Origin of the sequence: [Mycobacterium] manitobense, assembly GCF_025821665.1 — a bacterium.
Taxonomy (GTDB): Bacteria; Actinomycetota; Actinomycetes; order Mycobacteriales; family Mycobacteriaceae; genus Mycobacterium; species Mycobacterium arseniciresistens.
Genome location: NZ_JACKSJ010000024.1, coordinates 35,729 through 58,841, shown reverse-complemented (window position 1 = coordinate 58,841; position 23,113 = coordinate 35,729). Strand labels below are relative to the sequence as shown.

28 protein-coding genes are annotated in these 23,113 nt (G+C 68.7%); 4 read left to right on the top strand and 24 right to left on the bottom strand.

The genetic code is table 11. From position 1 onward, the window contains the following. Positions 1-14: 14 nt before the first annotated feature. Entirely contained in the window at positions 15-1,250 is a 1,236-nt protein-coding gene (locus tag H7I41_RS03100) for a serine hydrolase domain-containing protein (protein WP_264011098.1), read from the top strand. Here H7I41_RS03100 and H7I41_RS03095 read toward each other — a convergent pair. The 13 genes from H7I41_RS03095 to H7I41_RS03035 form a co-directional block, all read right to left on the bottom strand. Continuing rightward, positions 1,247-1,594 carry a DUF732 domain-containing protein gene (locus tag H7I41_RS03095; RefSeq protein WP_264011097.1) on the bottom strand — a complete coding sequence of 116 codons (348 nt, stop codon included), beginning with the start codon at positions 1,592-1,594 and terminating at the stop codon, positions 1,247-1,249. The genes H7I41_RS03100 and H7I41_RS03095 overlap by 4 nt on opposite strands. Before the next feature lie 110 nt (positions 1,595-1,704). Then, positions 1,705-2,148 (bottom strand): 50S ribosomal protein L15, encoded by a 444-nt coding sequence (gene rplO / locus H7I41_RS03090; protein WP_264011096.1) that lies wholly within the window; start codon positions 2,146-2,148, stop codon positions 1,705-1,707. 2 nt (positions 2,149-2,150) lie between these two features. Then, positions 2,151-2,339 (bottom strand): 50S ribosomal protein L30, encoded by a 189-nt coding sequence (gene rpmD / locus H7I41_RS03085; RefSeq protein WP_264011094.1) that lies wholly within the window; start codon positions 2,337-2,339, stop codon positions 2,151-2,153. A 3-nt stretch (positions 2,340-2,342) separates the two neighbouring features. Further along, on the bottom strand, positions 2,343-3,020 hold the full coding sequence (gene rpsE / locus H7I41_RS03080; RefSeq protein ID WP_264011093.1) for a 30S ribosomal protein S5: 678 nt from the start codon (positions 3,018-3,020) through the stop codon (positions 2,343-2,345). A gap of 28 nt (positions 3,021-3,048) precedes the next feature. Next, positions 3,049-3,459, bottom strand: a complete 411-nt coding sequence (gene rplR, locus H7I41_RS03075) for a 50S ribosomal protein L18 (RefSeq protein WP_276008208.1) — start codon at positions 3,457-3,459, stop codon at positions 3,049-3,051. Positions 3,460-3,461: 2 nt separating this feature from the next. Continuing rightward, on the bottom strand, positions 3,462-3,998 hold the full coding sequence (rplF, locus tag H7I41_RS03070) for a 50S ribosomal protein L6 (RefSeq protein ID WP_264011092.1): 537 nt from the start codon (positions 3,996-3,998) through the stop codon (positions 3,462-3,464). A gap of 14 nt (positions 3,999-4,012) precedes the next feature. Next, positions 4,013-4,411, bottom strand: coding sequence for a 30S ribosomal protein S8 (gene rpsH, locus H7I41_RS03065; RefSeq protein WP_264011091.1), 399 nt, complete (start codon positions 4,409-4,411; stop codon positions 4,013-4,015). A gap of 98 nt (positions 4,412-4,509) precedes the next feature. Next, the gene (locus tag H7I41_RS03060; protein ID WP_011558444.1) at positions 4,510-4,695 is read right to left on the bottom strand and encodes a type Z 30S ribosomal protein S14; all 186 of its coding nucleotides are present in this window, start codon (positions 4,693-4,695) and stop codon (positions 4,510-4,512) included. 4 nt (positions 4,696-4,699) lie between these two features. Further along, positions 4,700-5,263, bottom strand: coding sequence for a 50S ribosomal protein L5 (gene rplE / locus H7I41_RS03055; RefSeq protein WP_264011090.1), 564 nt, complete (start codon positions 5,261-5,263; stop codon positions 4,700-4,702). Position 5,264: 1 nt separating this feature from the next. Next, positions 5,265-5,582, bottom strand: a complete 318-nt coding sequence (gene rplX, locus H7I41_RS03050; protein WP_264011089.1) for a 50S ribosomal protein L24 — start codon at positions 5,580-5,582, stop codon at positions 5,265-5,267. Next, on the bottom strand, positions 5,583-5,951 hold the full coding sequence (gene rplN / locus H7I41_RS03045) for a 50S ribosomal protein L14 (RefSeq protein ID WP_137148880.1): 369 nt from the start codon (positions 5,949-5,951) through the stop codon (positions 5,583-5,585). 236 nt (positions 5,952-6,187) lie between these two features. Further along, the gene (locus tag H7I41_RS03040; protein ID WP_264011087.1) at positions 6,188-6,880 is read right to left on the bottom strand and encodes a hypothetical protein; all 693 of its coding nucleotides are present in this window, start codon (positions 6,878-6,880) and stop codon (positions 6,188-6,190) included. Positions 6,881-6,882: 2 nt separating this feature from the next. Beyond that, positions 6,883-9,234: an arylsulfatase gene (locus H7I41_RS03035; protein ID WP_264011085.1), complete on the bottom strand. Its 2,352-nt coding sequence runs from the start codon at positions 9,232-9,234 to the stop codon at positions 6,883-6,885. A 103-nt stretch (positions 9,235-9,337) separates the two neighbouring features. Between H7I41_RS03035 and H7I41_RS03030 the strand changes: the two genes are divergently transcribed. Continuing rightward, positions 9,338-10,597, top strand: coding sequence for a cytochrome P450 (locus H7I41_RS03030; protein ID WP_264011084.1), 1,260 nt, complete (start codon positions 9,338-9,340; stop codon positions 10,595-10,597). Here the strand turns inward: H7I41_RS03030 and fadD1 are convergent. Genes fadD1 through H7I41_RS03015 form a run of 3 tightly spaced genes read right to left on the bottom strand, consistent with a single transcriptional unit; the run spans position 10,579 to position 14,729 of the window. Further along, positions 10,579-12,171: a fatty-acid--CoA ligase FadD1 gene (fadD1, locus tag H7I41_RS03025; RefSeq protein ID WP_264011083.1), complete on the bottom strand. Its 1,593-nt coding sequence runs from the start codon at positions 12,169-12,171 to the stop codon at positions 10,579-10,581. The genes H7I41_RS03030 and fadD1 overlap by 19 nt on opposite strands. A 9-nt stretch (positions 12,172-12,180) precedes the next feature. Continuing rightward, positions 12,181-13,785 (bottom strand): flavin-containing monooxygenase, encoded by a 1,605-nt coding sequence (locus H7I41_RS03020; RefSeq protein WP_264011082.1) that lies wholly within the window; start codon positions 13,783-13,785, stop codon positions 12,181-12,183. Then, on the bottom strand, positions 13,782-14,729 hold the full coding sequence (locus H7I41_RS03015) for an alpha/beta hydrolase (protein WP_264011081.1): 948 nt from the start codon (positions 14,727-14,729) through the stop codon (positions 13,782-13,784). Before H7I41_RS03015 ends, H7I41_RS03020 begins: the two co-directional genes overlap by 4 nt. Positions 14,730-14,828: 99 nt before the next feature. Between H7I41_RS03015 and H7I41_RS03010 the strand changes: the two genes are divergently transcribed. Further along, positions 14,829-15,449, top strand: a complete 621-nt coding sequence (locus H7I41_RS03010) for a PadR family transcriptional regulator (protein WP_264011080.1) — start codon at positions 14,829-14,831, stop codon at positions 15,447-15,449. 4 nt (positions 15,450-15,453) lie between these two features. Here H7I41_RS03010 and H7I41_RS03005 read toward each other — a convergent pair whose 3' ends face one another. The 8 genes from H7I41_RS03005 to H7I41_RS02970 all read right to left on the bottom strand — a co-directional run bounded on the left by H7I41_RS03005 (position 15,454) and on the right by H7I41_RS02970 (position 22,334). Next, entirely contained in the window at positions 15,454-15,873 is a 420-nt protein-coding gene (locus tag H7I41_RS03005) for a Zn-ribbon domain-containing OB-fold protein (RefSeq protein WP_264011205.1), read from the bottom strand. 12 nt (positions 15,874-15,885) lie between these two features. After that, a complete protein-coding gene (locus tag H7I41_RS03000; protein WP_264011079.1) occupies positions 15,886-17,088 on the bottom strand; it encodes a thiolase family protein in 1,203 nt (400 codons plus the stop codon). Beyond that, on the bottom strand, positions 17,085-17,522 hold the full coding sequence (locus H7I41_RS02995; RefSeq protein ID WP_264011078.1) for a MaoC family dehydratase: 438 nt from the start codon (positions 17,520-17,522) through the stop codon (positions 17,085-17,087). Before H7I41_RS02995 ends, H7I41_RS03000 begins: the two co-directional genes overlap by 4 nt. A 9-nt stretch (positions 17,523-17,531) precedes the next feature. Then, entirely contained in the window at positions 17,532-18,032 is a 501-nt protein-coding gene (locus H7I41_RS02990; RefSeq protein WP_264011077.1) for a MaoC family dehydratase, read from the bottom strand. After that, a complete protein-coding gene (locus H7I41_RS02985) occupies positions 18,029-19,105 on the bottom strand; it encodes an acyl-CoA dehydrogenase family protein (RefSeq protein ID WP_264011076.1) in 1,077 nt (358 codons plus the stop codon). Before H7I41_RS02985 ends, H7I41_RS02990 begins: the two co-directional genes overlap by 4 nt. Positions 19,106-19,118: 13 nt before the next feature. Beyond that, entirely contained in the window at positions 19,119-20,297 is a 1,179-nt protein-coding gene (locus tag H7I41_RS02980; RefSeq protein WP_264011075.1) for an acyl-CoA dehydrogenase family protein, read from the bottom strand. Positions 20,298-20,376: 79 nt separating this feature from the next. Further along, a complete protein-coding gene (locus tag H7I41_RS02975; protein WP_264011204.1) occupies positions 20,377-21,453 on the bottom strand; it encodes an NAD(P)H-dependent amine dehydrogenase family protein in 1,077 nt (358 codons plus the stop codon). 17 nt (positions 21,454-21,470) lie between these two features. Next, complete coding sequence (locus H7I41_RS02970) at positions 21,471-22,334, bottom strand: SDR family NAD(P)-dependent oxidoreductase (protein WP_264011074.1); 864 nt, start codon at positions 22,332-22,334, stop codon at positions 21,471-21,473. Positions 22,335-22,473: 139 nt separating this feature from the next. Between H7I41_RS02970 and H7I41_RS02965 the strand changes: the two genes are divergently transcribed. Next, positions 22,474-23,094: a TetR/AcrR family transcriptional regulator gene (locus H7I41_RS02965; protein WP_264011073.1), complete on the top strand. Its 621-nt coding sequence runs from the start codon at positions 22,474-22,476 to the stop codon at positions 23,092-23,094. Positions 23,095-23,113 lie beyond the last annotated feature (19 nt).

The window sequence follows — 23,113 nt, the reverse complement described above, 5'->3', positions numbered from 1 at the left end:
GGCGGGAGGTCAACATGGTGCTCAAGGTCGCGGTGTCACCGGACGACATTCATGGCGACGCCGACGAGGGCTACGGCAAGGTGGCCGACGCCTTCCGCGCCAACTTCGCCGCCCGAGAAGAGATCGGCGCCGCCGTCGCCGTCTACCGCGACGGCGTCAAGGTGGTCGACATGTGGGGCGGCTACCGCAACGGCCTCACGCAACAGCCGTGGCAGCGCGACACCATCGTCAACATGTTCTCCACGACCAAAGGCATTGCGGCGCTGACGACTGCGGCCGCAGTGTCGAAGGGCCTGTTCTCCTACGGCGACCGGGTCGCCGACCTCTGGCCCGAATTCGCGCAGGCCGGCAAGGCCGACATCACGGTGCGTCAACTGCTCGCCCACCAGGCCGGTCTCTGCGCCCTGACCCCGGCACCCACACTCGCCGATGTCGCCGACACCCAGCGTCTCTCGGCGATGCTCGCGGCCCAGAAGCCCGCCTGGGTGCCCGGCACCCGGCACGGCTATCACGCCATCACCCTGGGCTGGTACCAGTCCGAGCTGATCCGCCGCACCGACCCCGCCGGCCGCACGCTCGGCCGGTTCCTCGCCGACGAGATCGCCACACCGATGGGCCTCGACCTTCACATCGGACTAACGGACGCCGTCAGCGCCGACCGCATCGCCCTCGTGCACTACTGGAAACGATGGGAGACGCTGCTGCACATGAACGTGATGCCGCCCGGATTCCTCGCGACGTCTCTCAATCCCGTCGGCCTGACGGCGCGCACCGTCGGCGTACCCAGCGACGTCGCTCCCTTCGACGGCGCCTACAACCGCCCTGACGTGCGCGCCGTCGAGATCCCGTCCGTCAACGGCCACGGCACCGCCGAACCCGTCGCCCGGCTCTACGGCGACGCGGCCACCGGTGGCGCTGAAATCGGCTTCGACACCGACACGTTCGAAGCACTGAAGGCCGACGCCACACCGCCCAGCAAGGGACCCAACGACAAGATCATGCACATCGGCGTCGCATACTCACTCGGATTCTGCAAGCCGATCTCGCCGCACTTCTCGTTCGGCTCGTCCGAAACGGCCTTCGGCACACCCGGCTTCGGTGGATCCTTCGGCTTCGCCGATCCCGACACCGCCACCGGATTCGCCTACGTGATGAACCGGCAGGGATTCCACCTCTACAGCGACCCGCGGGAACTCGCGATCCGCCAGGCGTTGTTCCGTGACGTGATGAAGACTCGCCCGCAGACCTAGCGGCCGGTGAAGCGGCGGTGCTGAGGGCAGTAGACGGCCACCGACGCTCGCATGAAGCCGACGGCCTCCTCACGAGTCATGTTGCTGTTCTCCAGCGTGGACACCACGCCGCGCACCACCGGCGCCGGGTTCGGATTGGCGGCCAGCTGCTGGGTGATCGCGTCACAGACGGCGCGCCCCATCGCCGGGAGGTCGGTTCCGGGTGCGCCCTTCAGGCCCATCTCGGTGATCACCTTCTGAAACCGATCGTCGTTGGTGTCGGCGCCGGCGATACCGGCCTGCCCCCACACCGCGAAGCCCGCCACCGCCACCGCGACGGCGACAGTACGACAGTGCCGGATCATGGACTCTCCTCGGTTCGCACTACGCAGGGTAATCGCGCCCGCGTCGTGCAACGTTACGTCAACGACAAAGGCCCCGCACGCGGGAAGCGTGCGGGGCCTCTGTTCGATGCTTAAAGCTCGGTCGCCGATCCGCCTGCGGCGGTGATCTTCTCGCGAGCGCTACCGCTGAACTTGTGGGCACTGATATTGACGCTGACCGACACCTTGCCGTCGCCCAGTACCTTCACCAGCGTGTTCTTGCGCACCGCACCGGACGCCACGAGCTCGTCGAGGCCGATGTCGCCGCCCTTGGGGAACAGCCGGTCGAGATCGCCGACGTTCACCACCTCGTATGAGGTGCGGAAGCGGTTCTTGAAGCCCTTGAGCTTCGGCAGCCGCATGTGGATCGGCATCTGGCCGCCCTCGAACGTCGCCGGGACGTTCTTGCGGGCCTTGGTGCCCTTGGTGCCACGGCCAGCGGTCTTGCCCTTGGAGCCCTCACCGCGACCGACGCGCTGCTTGGCCTTCTTCTCGCCGGGTGCCGGCCTCAGGTCATGGAGCTTGATCGGTGTCATTCTCAGACCTCCTCTACGTCAACGAGGTGGTGCACGGTCTTGATGAGTCCGCGGGTCTGCTCGTTGTCCTCACGGACCACCGACTGGCGGATCTTCCGCAAGCCGAGTGTGCGCAGACTCTCCCGCTGGTTCCAGCGCGCACCGATGGTGCCGCGCACCTGGGTGATCTTCAGTGTTTTTTGCGATGCCATTGCCTACGCCGACCCTTCACGTGCAGCCGACGCGGCCAGCGCGTCAGCCTCACGACGGTGCCGCAACATGCTGGCCGGGGCGACATCCTCGATGGACAGCCCGCGACGGGCGGCCACCTCTTCCGGACGCTGCAGCATCTTCAGCGCGGCAACGGTGGCGTGCACCACGTTGATCGCGTTGTCGCTGCCCAGCGACTTGGCCAGGATGTCGTGCACGCCGGCGCATTCCAGCACCGCACGGCACGCACCACCGGCGATCACACCGGTACCGGGGCTGGCCGGACGCAGCATCACCACGCCTGCGGCCGCCTCACCCTGCACCGGATGCGTGACGGTGCCACCGATCAGCGGCACGCGGAAGAAGCCCTTGCGAGCCTCCTCGACGCCCTTGGCGATCGCGGCGGGAACCTCTTTGGCCTTGCCGTAACCGACGCCGACCATGCCCTTGCCGTCACCGACGATGACCAGGGCGGTGAAGCTGAAACGCCGACCACCCTTGACCACCTTGGAAACCCGGTTGATCGCGACGACGCGCTCCAGGTAGTTGCTCTTGTCGCCACCGTCGCGTCCGCCGCGTCCACCGCGGTCGTCACGACGACCCCGGTTGTCGCCGCGATTGTCGCGGGAGCCTCGCTGGTCGGACGTCGCCGGCCCGGCCGCTCCTGCTGCCTGCTCGGCCATCATGCAGTCCTTCCGTTGCTAACAATCATCAGAACGTGAGCCCGCCTTCGCGAGCCGCATCGGCGAGCGATGCGATCCGTCCGCCGTAGGTGTATCCGCCGCGGTCGAACACGACCTTGTCGATACCCGCGGCCTTGGCGCGCTCCGCGATCAGCTGACCGACGCGAACGCTGTGGGCCTTCTTGTCGCCGTCCACCGCCCGCACGTCGGCCTCGATGGACGAAGCCGCCGCCAGGGTGGTGCCGGTGAGGTCGTCGACCAGCTGCACGTGGATGTGCCGCGATGAGCGGTGCACGACCAGACGCGGCACGTCGGCGGTGCCGGCGACCTTCTTCCGCAGCCGCGCGTGCCGACGCAGTCGCGACGTCCGGCGGGTCTGGGAGATGTTCTGCCCCACGGGCTTGCGCGTGGTGGGGGCTTCTGTCTTCGCAGTAGCCATCTCTACTTACCTGTCTTTCCGACCTTGCGGCGGATCTGCTCACCTTCGTAGCGGATCCCCTTGCCCTTATAGGGATCGCTCTTACGCAGGCGGCGGATGTTGGCCGCGATCTGGCCGACCTTCTGCTTGTCGATGCCCGAGATCGAGAACTTCGTCGGCGTCTCCACCGCGAAGGTCACACCCTCGGGCGCGTTGATGACGACGGGGTGGCTGTATCCCAGCGCGAACTCCAGCGTGTTGCCCTTGAGCACCACGCGGTAGCCGACGCCGAAGATCTCCATCTTGGTGGTGTACCCCTCGGTGACACCGGTGACCAGGTTGGCCACCAACGTCCGCGAGAGCCCGTGCAGCGAGCGGTTGCGCCGCTCGTCGTTGGGACGGGTCACCACGATGGCGCCGTCGTCCTGTGAAACCTTGATCGGCTCGGCCAGGGCCACGGCCAGGGTGCCCTTGGGCCCCTTCACCGAGACGTTCTGACCGTCGATGGTCACGTCGACCCCGTTGGGGATGGTGACCGGTTGCTTACCAATGCGCGACATGATTCAGTTCCCCCTCACCACACGTAGGCGAGGACTTCGCCGCCCACGCCGCTTCGCGCTGCCTGGCGGTCGGTGAGCAGGCCCGACGACGTGGAGATGATCGCCACGCCAAGGCCGCCGAGCACCCGGGGCAGGTTGGTTGACTTCGCGTACACCCGCAGGCCGGGCTTGGACACCCGGCGCAGACCCGCGATGCTGCGCTCACGGCTGGGACCGTACTTCAGCTGCACCACAAGGGATTTGCCGACGCGGGCATCCTCGGTGCGGAAATCGGAGATGTAACCCTGCTCCTTGAGGATCTCGGCGATGTTGGCCTTGATCTTCGAGTGGGGCAGTGTCACCTCGTCGTGGTACGCCGAATTGGCGTTGCGCAGACGTGTCAAGAAGTCTGCGATCGGGTCCGTCATTGTCATGACAGCCGGTTCACCTTCCTCGCGGCGGTTCCCACTGTGGTCAGTTCCATCGGGGGCCTACCGCAACCTGTTTGGATTGGTCTGATTTGAAAGCCGGCTTACCAGCTGGACTTCTGCACACCGGGCAGCTCACCCGCGTGCGCCATTTCGCGCAGGCAGATGCGGCACAGCCCGAACTTGCGGAACACCGCGTGGGGACGGCCGCACCGCTGGCAGCGGGTGTAACCCCGCACCTTGAACTTCGGCTTCTTGTTGGCCTTGTTGACCAGCGCCTTCTTTGCCATCTGCTCAGTTCTCCTTGAACGGAAAGCCCAGCGCCCGCAGCAGCGCTCGTCCTTCGTCGTCGTTCGTCGCCGTGGTGACGACGGTGATGTCCATGCCACGGGGCCGGTCGATGTCGTCGATGTTGATCTCGTGGAACATCGACTGCTCGTTCAGGCCGAAGGTGTAGTTGCCCGTGCCGTCGAACTGCTTGGGGCTCAGGCCGCGGAAGTCGCGGATACGCGGCAGCGCGATCGAGGTCAGCCGGTCCAGGAACTCCCACATCCGGTCGCCGCGCAGCGTCACGCGCGCACCGATCGGCATGCCCTCGCGGAGCTTGAACTGTGCGATCGACTTGCGGGCGCGGCGGATCTCCGGCTTCTGGCCGGTGATCAGCGCCAGGTCGTTGACCGCGCCGTTGATCAGCTTGGCGTCGCGGGCGGCGTCGCCGACACCCATGTTGACGACGACCTTGACCACGCCGGGAATCTGCATGACGTTGGCGTAGCCGAACTCCTTGTTCAGCGCGTCCTTGATCTCGTCGCGGTAGCGCTGCTTCAGGCGGGGGATGGTCTTCTCAGCGGTGGTCATGTCAGATGTCCTTGCCGTTGCGCTTCGAGACGCGGACCTTCTTGCCGGTTTCGTCGTCGAAGCGGTAGCCGATGCGGGTCGGGTTGCCGTCGGAGTCGATCACCATCACGTTGCTCACGTGGATCGCCGCCTCCTGCGTGACGATGCCGCCCGAGGACGCGCCCCGCTCGTTCGCCGACTGTGCGGTGTGCTTCTTGATCCGGTTGACGCCCTCGACGAGGATCTTCTCGCGGGTCGGGTAGGCCTCGATGACCTTGCCCTTGGCGCCCTTGTCCTTGCCGGAGATGACCAGCACCGTGTCGCCCTTGTGGACCTTCATCTACAACACCTCCGGGGCAAGCGAGACGATCTTCATGAAGCGCTTCTCACGCAGTTCGCGGCCGACCGGGCCGAAGATGCGGGTGCCGCGCGGGTCGTTGTCGGGCTTGATGATGACGGCGGCGTTCTCGTCGAACTTGATGTAGCTGCCGTCGGCGCGCCTGCGCTCCTTGACGGTGCGGACGATGACGGCCTTGACGACGTCGCCGCGCTTGACGTTGCCGCCGGGGATGGCGTCCTTGACGGTCGCCACGATCACATCGCCGATGCCGGCGTATCGCCGACCCGAGCCACCGAGCACACGAATGCACAAGATCTCCTTGGCACCCGTGTTGTCGGCGACCTTCAGCCGCGATTCCTGCTGAATCACTCGATCTCCTGACCTGGGTTATGTCTGCACGCCAGATACCGACCTGGTCGTACGCGGTCTTGCGTCACCGAAGAGCACGCAGGGCCCATCCGAATGGATCGGCCGAGGTCTGCCCAAGGCAACCCGTTGATTCTAGGTGAGGACCTGCGGAGAACCAAATCGTCGCTGGTCAGCGAACACGGCCCCGGCAACCGAAGCCCTCATGGCCGGAGGCACTGCGCCCGCGGGCGCAGGTTTCAGGGTAGTGCGACGGCGAAGTCCCCGGTGAACACCTCTGCCGCGGCTTCGAAGCCCGCGGCCGCCATCGGCGCCGTGACGTGCACCGCTGCCAGGTACATGCCGCCGTCGGGGGTCCAGATGTGCACGATGCGGTCCCGGTACTCGATGGCGTCCTGATCGGTGTTGGACAACGTGCCCATCAGTTCCTGGCCGCTGTAGTCGCAGAGCTCACCGGGCAGCACGCTCACCGCGCTGATCGACGAGTCGGCGACGAGCCGGTCGGAGTACGTCTCGAACGCGTAGGCCGGCTCCTCGTCGGTCGGGGTCACGGTCACCAGGGCCTTGATGTCCTCGGGGCCCGCGATGAGCACCCCGTCGCCGCTGGGCTGCGGCGGCCCGAAGCCGTCCGGGACGGCCACGGTGATCACGGGTGCGGTGGGGCCGGGTCCGCGGACCGTCGCCTCGGCGGCAGGCCGCGGCTCCGGCGAGCAGGTCACGGTTCCCGGGGGCACCGGCACCCGATCGGTCGGGACGACCCCGAAGTCGATCGGCCCGGACGGCGGCGTCACCGCCGCGCTGCTCGACGACGGCTGCGCCGACTCCTCGGATCCCGGCGGCTGCGACGCCGCCACCGCTGTGCCGTCGTCGGTTCGCGCGCACGCCGTCGCCAGGCACACCACGGCCAGCACCGGTACCAAAGCTCTGTTCATCATCAGTCCCTCGCGAACGCCCGCGCGAACTCGCGGTCCAGGTCGGCATACGGTGTGCCCGAGACGTCGACGTTCACCAGCGCGATGGTGCCGCCGGTGAACGGGAACGGCGCGGTGTAACTGCGCGACACCGGTGAGCCGGTGTTGCGTCCGACCGACAGGCCCGCACCCGCCAGCCCGAATGTGCCGGGGTGCACCTGCACGTCCGGCAGCGTTGCGACGGCTTCGTCGTCGACATAGAGCGTCGCCTCGCCGAGGGGGGTGTGGCTGCCCTCGACCGTGCCGGTGCGGACGAAACCGGCGCCCAGCGTGTGCCGGCCGGGTCCGACGGCCGTCGGCGAGGACAGCGTCTGCTCCTTCTCGCCGAGGAAGTTGTACACGTAGTTGAGGCGGCCGTCGGCGAAGAACAGCACGTGTCCGCCATGTGCGCCACCGTGTTTGAACACCACGCCTTCGGTGTCCGCGTCGTCGAGCAGCACGTCGGCGCGCACCGCGAACGATCTGCCCTGGATCTCGACCGCGGCGCCGACGCCGACGTCGGCGGTGCCCGGGTAGTAGGTGTAGGAGTCACGCGCGCCGGCCAGGTAGGGCCGGTGACGCGACAACGTCTCGAGGATGTTCAGGTCCGCCAGTGGCAGGCCGTTGTACTTCTCGGCCTCGCTGAACCACAGCGCCTTGAGTTCCTCGAGCCTGTCGGGGTGTTCGGCGGCGAGATCCCGGCACTGGCTGCGGTCGTCGGCGATGTGGAACAGCTCCCAGCGGTCGCGGTCGAAGTGCGACCAGCCGGCCGGCGATGCGGCGTGCACCGTGTTGGCGAACCACCCCCGGTGCCAGATGCCGCGGGTGCCGAGCATCGTGTAGAACTGGGTGTCCTTGCCGGTGTCGGCGGCCGGGTCGTCGAGCGCCGCGCGGAAACTTATGCCGTCCAACGGTTTCTGCGCCACTCCCTTCACCGTGTCGGGTGGTGTGATGCCGAGCAGGTCGTACACCGTGGGGGTGACGTCGCAGACGTTGACGTAGTGGTCGCGCACCTCGCCGTGCGCGGCGATGCCCGCCGGCCACGAGACGATGGCGGTGTCGGCGATGCCGCCCTCGTGTGAGGCGTAGCGCTTGAACAGCTTGTAGGGCGTGTTGAAGGCCATCGCCCAGCCGATCGGATAGTGGTTGTAGGTCTGCGGGCCACCCAGCCGGTCGAGGAACCGGATGCCCTCCTCCGTGGTGTCGATGTAGCCGTTGAAGAACTTGACCTCGTTGACCGAACCGTTGGGTCCCCCTTCGCCGCTGGCCCCGTTGTCGGAGATGACGACGACAATCGTGTTGTCGAGCTGGCCGGACTCCTCGAGATAGTCGAGCACCCGGCCGATCTGGGCGTCGGTGTAGCTCAGGAATCCGGCGAACACCTCGGCCATCCGGCTGAACAACCGCTGCTCGTCCGCGCTCAGCGAGTCCCAGGGCCGCACGGTGTCCTGCTCCGGCCACGGCTGCCCGTCCGGACCGGTGACGCCGCGGTAGGGGTTCATCGGCGACAGTTCGGTGTCGGCCGGGACAACGCCCAGCTTCTTCTGGTTCTCCAGCACGATCTCGCGGTAGCGCTCGTAGCCCATGTCGAAGCGTCCGGCGTAGCGGTCCGCCCACTCCGGGGCGACGTGGTGCGGTGCGTGGCCGGCGCCGGGACACAGGTAGGTGAACCAGGGTTTGTTCGGGGCGATCACCTTGGCGTCGCGGATGAACTCGATCGTCTTGTCGGCCAGGTCTTTCGACAGATGGTAGCCGTCCTCGGGGGTGGCGGGCGGCGCGACGGGGTGGTTGTCGTAGACGAGTTCGGGATACCACTGGTCGGTCTCGCCGCCCATGAAGCCGTAGAAGCGCTCGAACCCGCGTGAGAGCGGCCAGTGCCTGCGGGTGGCCGCCAGGTTGGACTCCTCGAGCGGCGTGAGGTGCCACTTGCCGACGCAGTAGGTGTTGTATCCCTGCTCGGCGAGCACCTCGGACAGCAGCGCGGTGTCGAAGGGGATGCGGCCGTTGCAGTTCGGGAAACCGTCGGTGAACTCCTCGATGGTGGCCATGCCGACCGTGGTCGCATTGCGCCCGGTGAGCATCGATGCCCGGGTGGGTGAACACAGTGCGGTGGTGTGGAATTGGCTCATCCGCACACCGCGGTCGGCGATCCGGCTCATGGCGGGCATGTCCACCAGGCCTCCGAAACAGTCCCACGTCGCGATGCCGGTGTCGTCCCACACCAGGTACAGCACGTTGGGCGCGCCGGCGGGCGCGGTCGGCGCGGCGTAGGGCCCCCAGTCCGGCTCCGAGTCCCGGATGTCGAGGTCGATCCTGCCCGCGAATTCCGGCGACATGGCCGGGACGCTACACCCGCGAGACGCGCCATTCCGTCGATATCGGTCACCCCGGGCAACACTGTGAGGTATTCCTAAGCGGAAGAGTTAGAGAGGTGCCGACATGCCCGCTCCGCTGCTGCCACCAGGCTTCGACTTCACCGACCCCGACATCTACGTCCACCGGCTGCCCGTCGAGGAACTGGCCGAGCTGCGACGTTCGGCGCCGCTCTGGTGGAATGCCCAGCCACCCGACGTCGGCGGCTTCGGCGACGGCGGCTACTGGGTGGTGACCAAGCACCGCGACGTGCGCGAGGTTTCGGTGCGCAGCGACGTGTTCTCCTCGTCGGAGAAGTCGGTGGTGCCCCGCTACAAGGTCACCGGCGGCGGCGGTCAGATCGAGGCCGGCCGCGCGTCGATGATCATGATGGACGATCCGGAGCACACGCGGCTGCGCAAGATCATCTCCCGCGGCTTCACCCCGAGGGCCGTCGAGCGGTTGCGCGCCGAACTCGATCAGCGCGCTCAGCGCATCGCGGCCGCGGCGGCCGGACTCTCCACCGGCGACTTCGTGCTCGACGTCGCCCGCGAACTACCGCTGCAGGCCATCGCCGGTCTGCTCGGCGTACCGCAGGAGGACAGGGAGAAGCTGTTCGACTGGAGCAATCAGATGATCGGCGACGAGGACCCCGAGTTCGCCGGATACGACTCGCTGGGCTCGGCCGCCGAGTTGATGTGGTACGCCATGCAGTTGGCACAGCGCAAGGCCGGGCAGCGCAGCGAGGACATCGTCAGTGCGTTGATGGACGCCGACGACGAGGGCCAGCTGACGGAGGCCGAGTTCGGGATGTTCGTCGTCACGCTGACCATCGCGGGCAACGAGACGACGCGCCAATCCATCACGCAGGGGATGATGGCCTTCACCGAGCACCCCGAGCAGTGGGAGCTGTTCAAGGCCCGCCGCCCGAAGACCGCAGCGGACGAGATCATCCGCTGGGCCTCGCCGATCAACGCGTTCCAGCGCACCGCGTTGCGGGACACCGAACTCGGTGGCGTCCGTATCCGCAAGGGGCAGCGACTGGTGCTGTTCTACCGGTCCGCGAACTTCGACGAAGAGGTCTTCGACGAGCCGTCCCGATTCGACATCCTGCGACACCCCAACCCCCACCTCGGATTCGGTGGCACCGGCGCGCACTACTGTGTCGGCGCCAACCTCGCGAGGATGACGATCGACCTGATGTTCAATGCCATCGCCGATCACCTCCCCGACCTGAAGCCGCTCGGAGATCCCGAGCGCCTGCGGTCGAGCATGATCAACGGCATCAAGCACTGGGAGGTCGACTACACCGGCGGCCGTCGGACAGATCAGTCCGCACCGGCGTAGCGGACGGGCCGATACGTTCGGGACCGGACCGGCCGCTCCCACAGCGCTCCCCCGCCGGCGGTCACGCCGTCCTTGATCAGTTCGCGCTTGAGGATCTTGTTGGTGGCCGTCTGCGGCAGTGCGTCGTTGATGCGGACGAAGCGGGGCCACGCCTTGGGAGACAGATCCCGTTGCCCGGCGAGGAAGGCCTCGAGTTCGGCGGGGGCGAGTTCGGCACCGTCGTTCAGGACGACCGCGGCCATCACCTGGTCGCCGACGTGCGGGTCGGGCACCGCGTAGACCGCGACCTGGTTGAGCTCGGGCAGCCTCAGCAGGATTCGTTCGATCGGTGCGGCGGCGAGGTTCTCGCCGTCGACCCGCATCCAGTCGGCGGTGCGGCCCGCCAGGTAGATCCATCCTTCGGCGTCGCGGTAGGCGAGGTCTCCGGACCAGTACATCCCGTGGCGCATGCGCTCGTCGGTGGCACCGGGATCGTTGTAGTACCCGCCGAACGCACCGCCGCCGGTGGTGTTGACCAGTTCGCCCACCGCGTCGTCGAAATTGACCAGCGCTCCGGTCTGGTCGAACACCGCCGTCGCGCATTCGGTCACGGTGTCGGGGTGGTAGACGGCGACGCCCTCCCAGCCCTTGCCGATGGATCCGGGCGGAGTCCCGTCCTCGCGGACCACGATGACGGCGAACTCGCTGGAGCCGAACCCGTCCATCACCCGGCAGCCGAATCGCCGCGCGAATGCCTCGATGTCGCGGTCGGCGGCCTCGTTGCCGAACGCGACCCGCAGCGGGTTGTCGGCGTCGTCCGGTCGCTCCGGGGTGCCGAGCACCAGTGCGAGCGGCTTGCCGACGTAGTTCATGTACGTGGCGCCGTACCGCCGGATGTCGTCGAGGAAGCGTGAGGCCGAGAACTTGGCGGGCACCATCGCCGCGCCGCTGCAGACGGCCACCGACCAGCCGCCGGCCACGCCGTTCGAGTGGAACAGCGGCATCGACAGATAACAGACGTCGTCGGGCGTGATGTCGTGTTGCAGCACCAGGCTGCTGCCACTCAGTACCGCCATCACGTGGGCGAAGGGCACAGCCTTCGGGTTGCCGCTGGTCCCCGAGGTGAAGATCAGCATCATCGGGTCGGTGGCCGCGACCTCGCGGTGCGGCACCAGCGCTCCCGCGGCGCCGACCGCCTCGAGATACGCCGGCGACGTCACGGCGATGACCGTCACGCCGGTCAGATCGAGCCCGTCGAGCAGCGGCTGGTGGTCGGGATCGACAAGCAGCAGTTGACAATCCGATCGGCGGATGTCGTCGCCCAGACCCGCGCCACGGCGGGTGGTGTTGATGCCGCACAGCACGTAGCCACCCAGTGCGGCGGCGGCCATGGATCGCAACATTTCCGGGGTGTTGCCGAGCAGCACCCCGACATGCAGCGGCCGGGCCGGATCGGCCGAATCGATGATCGCCGACGCCTCGGCGGCGGCCTCCGCGAGATGCTCGCGCCAGGACCACGTCCTGTCCCCGTACATGACGGCGACGCCGTCGTCGTCCATGCGGTCGCGAAGGACCTGCTGGATGGTCTCATGCATGGGACGTCCTCATCGTGAGGTGAACACCAGTCCGGCGTAGTCGTTTGCAGCGACGTCGTCGCACTGCCTGCGGTAGTTGCCGAATCCCCCGACGTACGGCATGAACACGCGCTTCTTGCCCTCGATGTTCGCGCCGAGGTACCACGATGAGGCGGCGTGGACGAACAGCGTGCCCTCGGCCACCTCGGTGACGTGCCGGGTCCACGCGTCGGCGGCATCGGCACGGGGTTCCACCTGGGTGACACCCAGCACGCGGGCCTCGGTGATCAAGGCCATCACCCAGTCGACCTGGACTTCGGCGTGCAGGACCATGTTGGCCAGCACCGACGGGCTGCCCGGTCCACTGAAGCTGAACAGGTTCGGCAGCTTCGGGATCATCATCCCGAGGAACGTGACCGGTCCGTCGGCCCACAGGTCACCCAGCCGGGCGCCGCCCGCACCGACCGGGTCGATGCGACTCAGTGCGCCGGTCATCGCGTCGAATCCGGTGGCGAACACCAGTACGTCACAGGGGTATTCGGAGGTGGTCGTCTGCACGGCGCCGGCTGTGACGGCGGTGATGGGCTCGCGGCGCAGGTTGACCAGGCTGACGTGGTCGAGATTGAACGTCTCGTAGTACCCCGTGTCGGTGCAGATGCGCTTGGTGCCGATCGGATGGTCGGCCGGGACGAGGTCGTCGGCGACCGCCGGATCGGCGACGAGCTCCCTGATGCGTGCCTCGGCGAACTCCCGTGCGATGTCGTTGGCGGCCAGGTCCGTCAACTGGTCGGCGAACGTCTTGCTGAACAGCACGCCGCCCTGGGTCCACCGCTGCCGCAGGGCCGCTTCACGTTCCTCGGGACCGGTGTCGGCGGCGGGTCCGGCCGGGCTGGTGTGCGGCGTCCCCGCGGGCGCGTAGGCCGAGCGGCGGCGCCGCTCGGCGTACTCCGCCCGGATGCGGTGCATGTCGTCGTCGGTCCATGGGTGGTTCGGCATCGGCACGCTGTAGTTCGGCGAGCGTTGGAAGACCGTGAGCGACGCGGCCGACGCCGCGATGAGGGGTGCGGCCTGGATGCCCGAGGACCCGGTGCCGACCAGCCCGACGCGCTTGCCGGAGAAGTCGGGGTCGCGCTGAGGCCAGGCCGCCGTGTGGTAGACCTCGCCGGCGAAGTCCCCGACGCCCGGCAGGTGCGGCCGGTTGACCGCGGACAGGCAGCCGGTGGCGCACAGCAGGAACGAGGCACGGTGCTGCGTGCCGTTCGACGTGCGCACCTCCCACGTCCCGGTCCGCTCGTCGAAGGCGGCGCCCGTCACGGCCGTGCCGAACACGTAGTGGCGAGTCAGGTCGAACCGGTCGGCCACGTGCTCCAGGTAGGCCAGGATCTCCGGCTGGCCGGCGAACCGCTCGGTCCACGTCCACGACTGCTGCAGGTCCTCGTCGAAGGAGTACGAGTAGTCGACGCTCTCCACGTCGCAGCGCGCGCCCGGGTAACGGTTCCAGTACCAGGTTCCGCCAACGCCGTCGGCGGCGTCGATACCCATGACGCTCATGCCGGCCGCGGCGGCGCGGTGTACCGCGTACAGCCCCGCGAAGCCGGCACCGATCACGATCACGTCGTGGCGCCCGCCGGTCACGACACCGCCTCCGCGACGCGGGCGGCGAGCAGGTGGCGCATGTCCGACCACAGCAGTTCGCGGGCGGCAACCGCGGGCGGGAAGGCCATCATGGTGAGGAATCCGTGGAAGAGACCGCGGAAGTCGCGGTGCAGCACCGCGGTACCGTCCTCGCGCAGTCGCCGGGCGTACGCCGCGCCTTCGCTGTGCAGCGGGTCGAGGGTGGCGGTGACCACGATCGCCGCGGGCAGCGCCGCCAGGGAGTCCGCGCGTGCGGGCGCGACGAGGTAAGCCGGTTCGGGCAGCGCCGCTCCGCCGAGGTACTGTCGCCAATACCATTGCAGGGCAGCACGGGTGGTGGCATATCCGGTGGCACGCAGGCGCTGGCTGACGCTGTCGCACGACGGGTCGATCACCGGATAGAGCAGGATCTGCGCGAGCGGCGGGACCGTGCCCCGTTCCCGGCACAGGATCGACGTGACGGCGGCGAGGTTGCCGCCGGCACTGTCTCCCGCCACGGCGATGCGCCGGGGGTCGACGCCGAGTTCCGCGGCGTTGCGGGTGACCCAGTCGAAGGCCGCGAAGGCGTCCTCCGCGGCGGCGGGCGCCGGGTGCTCGGGTGCGAGCCGGTAGCCGACCGAGACCACCACCGAACCGGTGTGGCGTGACATCGCCCGGCAGAATCCGTCGTGGCTTTCGATGTCGCACAACACGAATCCGCCACCGTGGTAGAACGCCACACCGGGAAGTGGCGTGTCGCCGGGACCGTGCGGCCGGTAGATCCGCACGCCGATGGATCCGGCCGCGGTGTCGATGACGCGGTCACGAGCGGCGGTGTCGTCGACGTTGGTCACCGCCTGGCGCCTGGCGGCCACCGCCGCGCGCGCCGCTTCGACGGACATCTGCTCGACCGCCGGGAAGTCGTCGTCGAGGGTCCGCAGCATCGCGGCTACTCCGTCGTCCATGGGCTCCTCGTGGGTGGTGACCTGTTTCTATCAGAAATAGAGATGGGGCCGGGCAGGATTGTCGGCATCCCTGGGCGGCCGCTCATCTAGGGTGTCGCCATGGCCGACGAGCACCCGGAGCCGGGTCCGCGACTGCGGGCGACGAGTTACGCGGTGCTGGGCCTGCTGTCCTTCGGTCAGGAGCTGTCGGGTTTCGACATGAAGCGCTGGGCCGACTGGAGCCTCAAGTTCTTCTACTGGGCGCCGTCCTACAGCCAGATCTACGGCGAGCTGCACAAGCTCGAGGAGTTGGGTCTGGTCGCGTCGCGCCTTGACGACAACAAGAACGTCGCGCGCAAGCGCGGTGAGCGCGAGAAGCGGGTCTACCGCATCACCCCCGAGGGCGAACGGGCCGTGTCCGCCTGGACCGCCGAGGCGGCGCCGGAGCCCGCCGTGCTCAAACACGGCATCATGCTGCGGGCCTGGTTGGGCCACACCGCCGATCCGGCGAAACTGCGTGAGATGGTGCTGGCGCACCGCGCGCAGTCCGAACGCATGAGGGTGCTCGCCCAGGACCACGCCGAGGGTGCGGCGCCGGTACCCGAATGGGAGTATCCCGTCGCGGTGCTCAACTGGTCGGCGCAGTACTACGCCGACGAGTGCGCCCGCGCCGACACCCTGCTCGCCGAACTGGACCGGCTCGCCGCCAAGCGCAGGCGCAAGGCCCGACGCAAGTCCTGACATCTCACGCCGGCCGGTACCGCAGCAGCGTCACGCCGGTGCCCGGCACGTCGTGGAACACCGGGGTGACCCGCATCCCCACCCGGATCTGCTCCGGATCGACGTCGACCAGTTCGGTGCTGACACGCGGTCCCTCGTCCCACTGGACGACGGCGAGCAGTTGCGGCAGCGCATCGGCCCATGGTGGACCGGTGGGCCGCCGCGCCACGGTGTAGGTGAACAGCTCACCGGCGCCGGAGATCTCGCGCCACTCCAGGTCGTCGGCCAGCGTCCCCGGCGCCAGGGTGCGGGGATAGAACACGTGGCGTCCCAGGGACGGGCTGTACTGGATCACGATGCGGTGTTCGGTCAGCGCATGCCAGTACGGTGCGGACACCGGAGTCGGCTCCGGCAGCGGCACAACAGGCCGCGATTCGGGGGGCATGCCGGTCACCTGTCAGTCACCTCCCAGCACCAGGGCCACCTGCTCACTCATGATGCCGCCGGTGCCGGTGACGAAGGCGACGTCGCAGCCGGCCACCTGGGCGTCGGCGCTGCGGCCCATCACCTGACGCGCGGCGTCGACCACGTGGTGCATGCCGCCCGCCATGCCGGCCTGCCCGAAGGACAGCTGGCCACCGGCGGTGTTGAGCGGGAAGTCGCCCCGATAGGTCAGATCGGTTTCGTTGATCCACTGTGCGCCTTCGCCCTTGGGACAGAAGCCGGCGTCCTCCAGACTCATCAGGACGGTGATGGTGTAGCAGTCGTAGACCGACGCGACGTCGACGTCGGCCTGGGTCAGGCCGGCCATCGCGAACGCCTTCGCCGAAGACCGGGCGACGGGGGTCACCATCAGGTCGTCGGCGTAGGTCGGCGTCTTGAATGCGATGTGTTCGCCGAAGCCCTTGATCCACACCGGCCGGTGCCGGGAACGCGCCGCGAGGTCGGCGTTGGCGATCAGCACGCCCGCGCCGCCCTGGACGCGCATCACGGTCTCCAGCATGTGGATGGGGTCGGCGATCATCGGGCTGTCCAGCACGTCCTCGACGGTGAGCGGCTTGCCGTGGAACACCGCGCCGGGATGGGCGCACGCATTGGTGCGCTGGTCGACGGCGATCTTGGCCAGCGCGACGGGATCGTATCCGTACAGCGCCGCGTACCGCCGGGCGATCTGGGCGTAGGGCGCGTTCTGGCCGACGTTGCCGTACGGGATCTCGTACTCGGCCTGCGGCGAACCGAACTCGTTGCTCGACGCGCCGTACCAGGCGGGCTGCTGCGGCAGCCGGCGCTGTGACCGCGGCAGCATCGTCGACCCGGGGACGACGGCGAGCACAGCATCGCAGAGGCCCAGTTCGACGGCGGCGGCCGCGCGCCACACCATGCCTGCCGACGTGGCGCCCCCCAGGTCGACCCGCTCACCGAAATCGATGGGCAGCCCGAGGTATTCACTGAGGGTGGCCGGGGCGAACATGGCCGATTCGGCGATGCCGTGGCAGACGATGCCGTTGATCACCGCGGTGTCCAGGCCGGCGTCCCGGCTCACCATCGCGGCCAGCGCGGCGTACTGGTCGATGGTGAAGAGCTCGGGACGGGTCTGCTTGCGCTCGGCAGGCAGTTCCGCGATCCCGACGATCGCCGCTTCGCCGCGCAGTCCCGTCACGCGCCGTCTCGCCTCGGCAGGGCCACCGTCGCCGTACCCGGCATGAGCACCGTGTCTCCCCGCCGGCCCGCGATGTCGACGTCGACGAGGCCGACCCCGTCGTCCATCCGCTTGGCCGTCACCGTCCCTGCGAACGTCAGTTCCTCACCGGGATAGGCCACGGCGCGGTTCTGCACCGAGTACCGGATCAGCCGGCCGCGGCCGCCGATCCAGTCGGTGAGGGCGCGTGCCAGCAGGGCGGACTGCAACGGGCCCTGCACCAGTACGTCGTCGTATCCCTCGACGGTCGTCGCCCAGTCCCTGTCGTAGTGGATGCGGTGACCGTTGTAGGTGGCGGCGCTGAAGAAGAACATCTGCGTCCGGTCCACGGTCACCGCGAGCGGGGTGATCGCGTCGCCGGGTTCGACGTCCTCGTAGCACAATTGCTCGGTCACTCGGGTCTCCTAGGGCCGGGCGATCATCGACGTGGTGGCCTCGGCCAGTAGCGCACCGTGCTGATTGCGGTAGCCGGTGTGCCATGTCACCAACACGAAAAGGCCTGACCTGCCCTGCTTCTCGACAATCGACTCGATGGTGCGGACCATCTCGACCTCGTCGCGGTGATAGGCGGGCAGATGGAACGTGGTGGATTCGCCGCCGGCCATCCGGCGCGGCGCGCGGGGGAAGGCCAGCCCGCCGGACACCGCTCCCGACGAACCGTCGGGGCGCAGGTCGGCCAGCGCCGCGACACCGAGCACCGCGTACTGCAGGTACAGCGGTGGACAGATCACGTCGTCGTACCCGTTGGCGCGGGCGTACTCCGTGTCGAACCACAGCGGGTTGTGGTCACCCACCGCCGCCGCCCAGCGCTGCCACTGCAACCGGTCCACGTCCCCGGTGGCACGGGCGGCGACGGTGCCCACCCGTGCCGCTGATTCGGCGTCGATCAGGCTGTCCTGGTTCACGAGTCGGCTCCCTCCAGCCACGTCGCGGCCACGTCGGCGCCGCCGCCTAGCGTGGAGAGCACCCGCGCCCGTTCGGAATACCGGTGCAGGTCGGTGTCGACGACGTATCCCATGCCGCCGTGCAGCTGGTGCGCATCGAGGGTGGCGAGCTTGGCGGCACCAGCGGCGTGCATGCGGGCAACGGCGGTCGGGCGGGTGGCGTCATGACCGTCGTCGAGGAGTGACACCGCCGCCCAGCAGGACAGCCGGGCCGCCGCAAGGGCGATGTGCATGTCGGCCACCAGATGCTGAGCGGCCTGGAACGACGCGATGGGCCTGCCGAACTGGTGGCGCAGCACGGTGTGGTCGACGGTGCGCTGCAGGGCCGCCTCGCCGACTCCGACGAGGTCGAGGGACGTCAGGGCGGTGGCGACCATGGCGAGCCGGTGCAGCTGGTCGTCGGGCACTCCCCCGGTGTCGCCGAGCACCATGCGGGGGTCGTCGACCCTGACACCGTCGAAGTGCAGCCGCGCCGCGGTCTGCCCGCCCATCATCGTCAGCGGTTCGGCGCGCAGCGACGGGGAGAGGGTGGGCACCACGAACACCAGCGATCGTGTGTCGGCGGTGTCAGTGCCGGAGACGATGACCAAATCGGCGTGTGCCGCGTCGAGCACGAAGTCGGCGCAGCCGTTGAGCAGCCAGCCCTCGCCGTCGGGTGCGGCCCGCAGCGTGGGCGTGACGACGCGCGCGTTGACGGCCGACCACAGAGCCGTTGCGTACCGGCATGTTCCGGCGGCGATGCCGGGCAGCAGCGCGGCACGCTGTTCGGCCGTGCCGATGGCGTTCACGGCAAGGCCCGCGATGATGGTGCTGTGCACGATCGTCGGGCACAGGCCGCGGCCCGCCTCCACCGAGAAGGCACCGAGATCCTTCAGCGATCCACCGGACCCGCCGTAGGTTTCGGGTAGGGCGAGTCCGAGGATGCCCGCATCGGCGAGAAGGCCCCAGACGCCTGGTGACTCGGAGTCAACCGCGAAGAGTCGCCGCAGCATCGCGGTGAACTCGAGTTCGTCCTCGTCGGGCAGCAGGCGCACGTCGGGTCCCCGGTCAGCGTCCGTAGGACGGCATGCCGTGGCCGCGCTGTGCGATGACGTCGCGCAGCACCTCGTTGGTGCCGCCGCCGAACCGCATCAACGGCGCGGCTCGGTACAGCCGCTCGAAGACGCCGTCGGCGGGGGCGCCGGGCGTCCGGTGCGCCAGCAGGCCGTCGGGTCCGAGCAGGTCGATGGCGAGGTCGGCGATCCGTTGGCGCAGCTCGCTGGTGAAGACCTTCTCGACACTCACCTCGACGGTCGGGATGACACCCGTGTCGAGCATCGATGCGGCCTCCAGTCCCATCAGCATCGCCACGTCGACGTCGGCCTCGGCCTGCAGAAGACGCCGCACGAAGAACGGATTGCCTGCGGGCACCGATCCGTCGCGCCGCGGGAGCCGGGCGTGGCGCTGCAACTCGTCGAGCGCACGCCGCAGGTCACCGGCGTTCGTGAGCGCGCCGCGCTCGAGATCCAGGGCGCCGGTGATGTAGGTCCACCCGTGGTTCTCCTCACCGATCAGATTCGTTGCCGGAACCCGGACGTCGCGGAAGAAGACCTCATTGGTGCGGTAGCCGGACCACGCGGTCAGCGGCCGGATCTCGATCCCGGGGCGGTCGAGCGGCACGATGAGCACCGAGATGCCGCGGTGCCGCCGGGCATCGGGATCGGTGCGCACACAGAGCCACTCGTGGGTGCTGCGCTGCGCGCCGCTGTTCCAGATCTTCGATCCGTTGATCACCCACTCGTCACCGTCACGGACGGCGCGGGTGCGCAGGGCGGCGAGATCGGTGCCCGCGTCCGGTTCGGAATAGCCGACGGCACAGGTCAGCTCGCCCCTGGCGATCGGAGGGAGGAATTCGCGCCTGTTCTGGTCTGTGCCGTGACGCATGATCATCGGCGCCACCGAGGTCACCGTCAGATCCGGCCCCGGGACACCCCAGTACTCGAACTCGCGCATCAGCAGGTGCTGGTGCATGGCGCCGAGCCCGAGTCCGCCGTACTCCTTCGGCCAGGTGACGCCGAACCAGCCCTTCTCGCCGACCTTGCGACGGAATGCCGACACTTCGCCGCCGATGCGTTCGAGACCGTGTTCGGCCAGTTCGGACACGAGCGCCGGTGTCACCGAGTCGCGCAGGAACGCCCGAACTTCGCCGACCCAGGCCTGGTGCGCCGGATCGAGGCCGTCATCCACGAGCGGCAGCCTAGCCGCAGGCGTGTCTCTCCGGACTATTTCGAAAAGAAAGAGTTGCGGGATCCGCCCCGCGTCGTCGTCACCACATCGTGCCGCGGAGGTGGTCGGCAGGCCTCAGGTCGTGTGCGGCCAGGATGCCCGCCGGGGCGTCGCAGACGGCGCCGACGGCGTTGACCGCGCGTGCGGCGGTGGCGATGACTCCGCCCTGGTTGTGGTCGATCCCGATCCCGACGTGGGCGTTGATCTCCACACCGGGGTCGCCCTGCACCACGACGCGGTGCACGCCGGGCCTGCCCTCCGGCGGGTAGATCCAGTCCGGTGCGGCCGCCTGGGTGAGCCGGTTGACGTGCTCCATGGTGATCACCGCCCGCCCGTCGGCGACGCCCTCGACCCCGAACCGCACCGCCGCGACCCGGCCGGGTTGGACCGTCATCATCGTGCAGTCGATGGGTTGCGGCGTCACCCATTTCTCGTGCCGCTCGCGCACGTCGTCGAGCTCGACACCCAGGCCCTCGGCCAGGGTGCGCACCTGTCCGCCCCACAGGGACGTCAGGACGCCGGGCGAGAACATGATCGGCGTGTGGTCCGGCGTGGTGCCGAATCCGAAACTGGCGCCGGTGAATTCGGCGTCGTCGTAAGATCCGTAGTCGAAGACCTCCTGCACGGTCACCGCGGTCGCCCTGGTGGAGAGGCTGAGCGCCGCGTGCACCAGGGTGTCCCCGGAGAAGCCCGGGTCGATGCCGTTGACGTACAGGGTGGCGCCGCCGGTGCGGCACGCCCGTTCCAGCGGTTCGCGCAACCAGGCGTCGGCATGGTGCGGGGCGACCAGCCAGACCAGCGACGTGCCGACGACGTTGACCCCCGCTTCGAGGAATCCGGCGATCTCCTCGATCGCTGCCCGGGGCCGCGTCTCGGCCTGTGAGGTGTAGACGACGCAGTCGGCGTTCAACGCCAGCAGCGCGTCGATGTCGTCGGTGGCGGTGACGCCGGTCGGCTCGGCCAGGCCGCACAGCTCTGCCGCGTCGCGTCCGATCTTGGCCGCGCCGTTGGCGTGCACACCCACCAGTTCCAGGTCGGGCCTGCCGACCAGCGCCCGCAGCGCGTGGACGCCGACGTTCCCGGTGGAGAACTGAATCACCCGGCGTTTCCCGCCCATGGTCGCTTCGCGTCCGCTCACAGCAGGTCGGTGATGGTCTTGAGGCCTGCGTCGTAGAGCACGCCGGGCATCATGCCGCCGTCGACTTCGATCGTGGTGCCGTTGACGTAATCGGCGCCGCCACCGGCGAGGAACACGCAGAGCCGTCCGACCTCGTCGAGCTCGCCGCCGCGCCGCAGCGGGATCTTCGCGAAATACTTCGCGCCATCCGGATCGTCGGCGGGAAGGACGAACGACCGGAGATTGTCGGTCAGGTGCGGGCCGAGGGCGAGTGCGTTGACCCGCGCGTGCGGTCCCCACTCCTCGGCGAGCGAACGGGTCATCTGGTTGAGTCCGGCCTTCGCCGCACCGTAGGACACCAGCGTCGGCGAACCGGCCGGATGCGATGCCCCGCTGGAGATGTTGATGATGCAGCCGGTGCCGTCCTGGTGCCGCATCTGCCGAAACACTCTGACCGCGAACCACAGTGGGCTGATGAGGTTCATCTGGATGGCGAACGCATGGAACATCACTGTCCGCTCGTAGTCGTCGTCGCTGCGGGGTGCGCCCTGGATCTTCTGCACCAGTTCGGGGATGTCCTCCGCGTGCGGCGCCGGAACCGTGCCGCCGGCGTTGTTCACCAGGATGTCGATGCGGCCGTAGGTGTCGGCGACCTGTTGAACGAATGCGTCGATGGCGCGGTGGTCGCCCTGGTCGCACACCGACTGTTTCGACCGCTCCGACCAGCCGGGATGCTCACCGACTCCCGGGATGGCCGGCAGCGGTGTGCGCGAACAGCCGATGACGGTGGCCCCGGCGCGCAGCAACTCGTGGGCGATGCCGACACCGACACCACGGCTGGTTCCGGTGACGATCGCGATCTTGCCGTCCAGGGAACCCATCGGTGTCTTTCCTCTCGCGGTCACATCGCGCGGATGGCGCCGCGGGCTTCGCCCTCCACATGCGGGCCTCGACCGCCGTGGAACCATAAAGCGCTCAATCTTTTGATGTCAATCCCCCACGTGTGGTCCCCTTGTCCGCATGGCTCCCCGAGTCGCGCCGCGCCGGCCCGCGCACGGCAATCAGGCGCGCGCCGAGCGCACCCGGGCCACGGCGATCGCCGAGACGGTGCGGTGTGTCCTCGACGAGGGGATCGGCGCGGCCAGCGCCAAGCACATCGCCGAGCGGGCAGGCATGACATGGGGAGTCATCCAGTACCACTTCGGCGATCGGGACGGCCTGCTCATGGCGGTAGTCGACGAGGGCTTCGCCGAACTGCTTGCGGCACTGCGGGAGTTGCCGCCCGCCGACGCCACGACCGACAGCCGCGAGCGGGTGGAACAGGTGGTGGGCGCGGCGTGGGCGGCGATGTCGAGTCCGACGTCGCGGGCCGCGATCGAGATCCTGGTGGGCACCCGCGCCACCAGGGGCGCGGCCGCCGGCGAACACCTCGGCCAGCTCGCCAGGACCTTCGCCGGACTCGGTATCGGCGTCGGAGCGGACCTCGACGCCGCCCGCAGCGCCGCGCTGAGCCACCTCCTGCTCTCGACCCTGCGTGGCCTGGTCACCACCCAGCTGATCATGGCCCGGCCGGTCGACACGGCGCGTGACCGGCAGATGCTCGTCGAGGTGATCTGCGCATACCTCGACGCCGCGCGGTGACCGCCGGCGGTACCCAGGT

Bases quoted from the DNA above. Each gene is read 5' to 3' on its own strand.
- H7I41_RS03100 (WP_264011098.1), top strand. From the start codon at position 15: ATGGTGCTCAAGGTCGCGGTGTCACCGGACGACATTCATGGCGACGCC.
- H7I41_RS03095 (WP_264011097.1), bottom strand. From the start codon at position 1,594: ATGATCCGGCACTGTCGTACTGTCGCCGTCGCGGTGGCGGTGGCGGGC.
- rplO (WP_264011096.1), bottom strand. From the start codon at position 2,148: ATGACACCGATCAAGCTCCATGACCTGAGGCCGGCACCCGGCGAGAAG.
- rpmD (WP_264011094.1), bottom strand. From the start codon at position 2,339: ATGGCATCGCAAAAAACACTGAAGATCACCCAGGTGCGCGGCACCATC.
- rpsE (WP_264011093.1), bottom strand. From the start codon at position 3,020: ATGGCCGAGCAGGCAGCAGGAGCGGCCGGGCCGGCGACGTCCGACCAG.
- rplR (WP_276008208.1), bottom strand. From the start codon at position 3,459: ATGGCTACTGCGAAGACAGAAGCCCCCACCACGCGCAAGCCCGTGGGG.
- rplF (WP_264011092.1), bottom strand. From the start codon at position 3,998: ATGTCGCGCATTGGTAAGCAACCGGTCACCATCCCCAACGGGGTCGAC.
- rpsH (WP_264011091.1), bottom strand. From the start codon at position 4,411: ATGACAATGACGGACCCGATCGCAGACTTCTTGACACGTCTGCGCAAC.
- H7I41_RS03060 (WP_011558444.1), bottom strand. From the start codon at position 4,695: ATGGCAAAGAAGGCGCTGGTCAACAAGGCCAACAAGAAGCCGAAGTTC.
- rplE (WP_264011090.1), bottom strand. From the start codon at position 5,263: ATGACCACCGCTGAGAAGACCATCCCCCGCCTGAAGCAGCGCTACCGC.
- rplX (WP_264011089.1), bottom strand. From the start codon at position 5,582: ATGAAGGTCCACAAGGGCGACACGGTGCTGGTCATCTCCGGCAAGGAC.
- H7I41_RS03040 (WP_264011087.1), bottom strand. From the start codon at position 6,880: ATGAACAGAGCTTTGGTACCGGTGCTGGCCGTGGTGTGCCTGGCGACG.
- H7I41_RS03035 (WP_264011085.1), bottom strand. From the start codon at position 9,234: ATGTCGCCGGAATTCGCGGGCAGGATCGACCTCGACATCCGGGACTCG.
- H7I41_RS03030 (WP_264011084.1), top strand. From the start codon at position 9,338: ATGCCCGCTCCGCTGCTGCCACCAGGCTTCGACTTCACCGACCCCGAC.
- fadD1 (WP_264011083.1), bottom strand. From the start codon at position 12,171: ATGCATGAGACCATCCAGCAGGTCCTTCGCGACCGCATGGACGACGAC.
- H7I41_RS03015 (WP_264011081.1), bottom strand. From the start codon at position 14,729: ATGGACGACGGAGTAGCCGCGATGCTGCGGACCCTCGACGACGACTTC.
- H7I41_RS03010 (WP_264011080.1), top strand. From the start codon at position 14,829: ATGGCCGACGAGCACCCGGAGCCGGGTCCGCGACTGCGGGCGACGAGT.
- H7I41_RS03005 (WP_264011205.1), bottom strand. From the start codon at position 15,873: ATGCCCCCCGAATCGCGGCCTGTTGTGCCGCTGCCGGAGCCGACTCCG.
- H7I41_RS02975 (WP_264011204.1), bottom strand. From the start codon at position 21,453: ATGGGCGGGAAACGCCGGGTGATTCAGTTCTCCACCGGGAACGTCGGC.
- H7I41_RS02970 (WP_264011074.1), bottom strand. From the start codon at position 22,334: ATGGGTTCCCTGGACGGCAAGATCGCGATCGTCACCGGAACCAGCCGT.
- H7I41_RS02965 (WP_264011073.1), top strand. From the start codon at position 22,474: ATGGCTCCCCGAGTCGCGCCGCGCCGGCCCGCGCACGGCAATCAGGCG.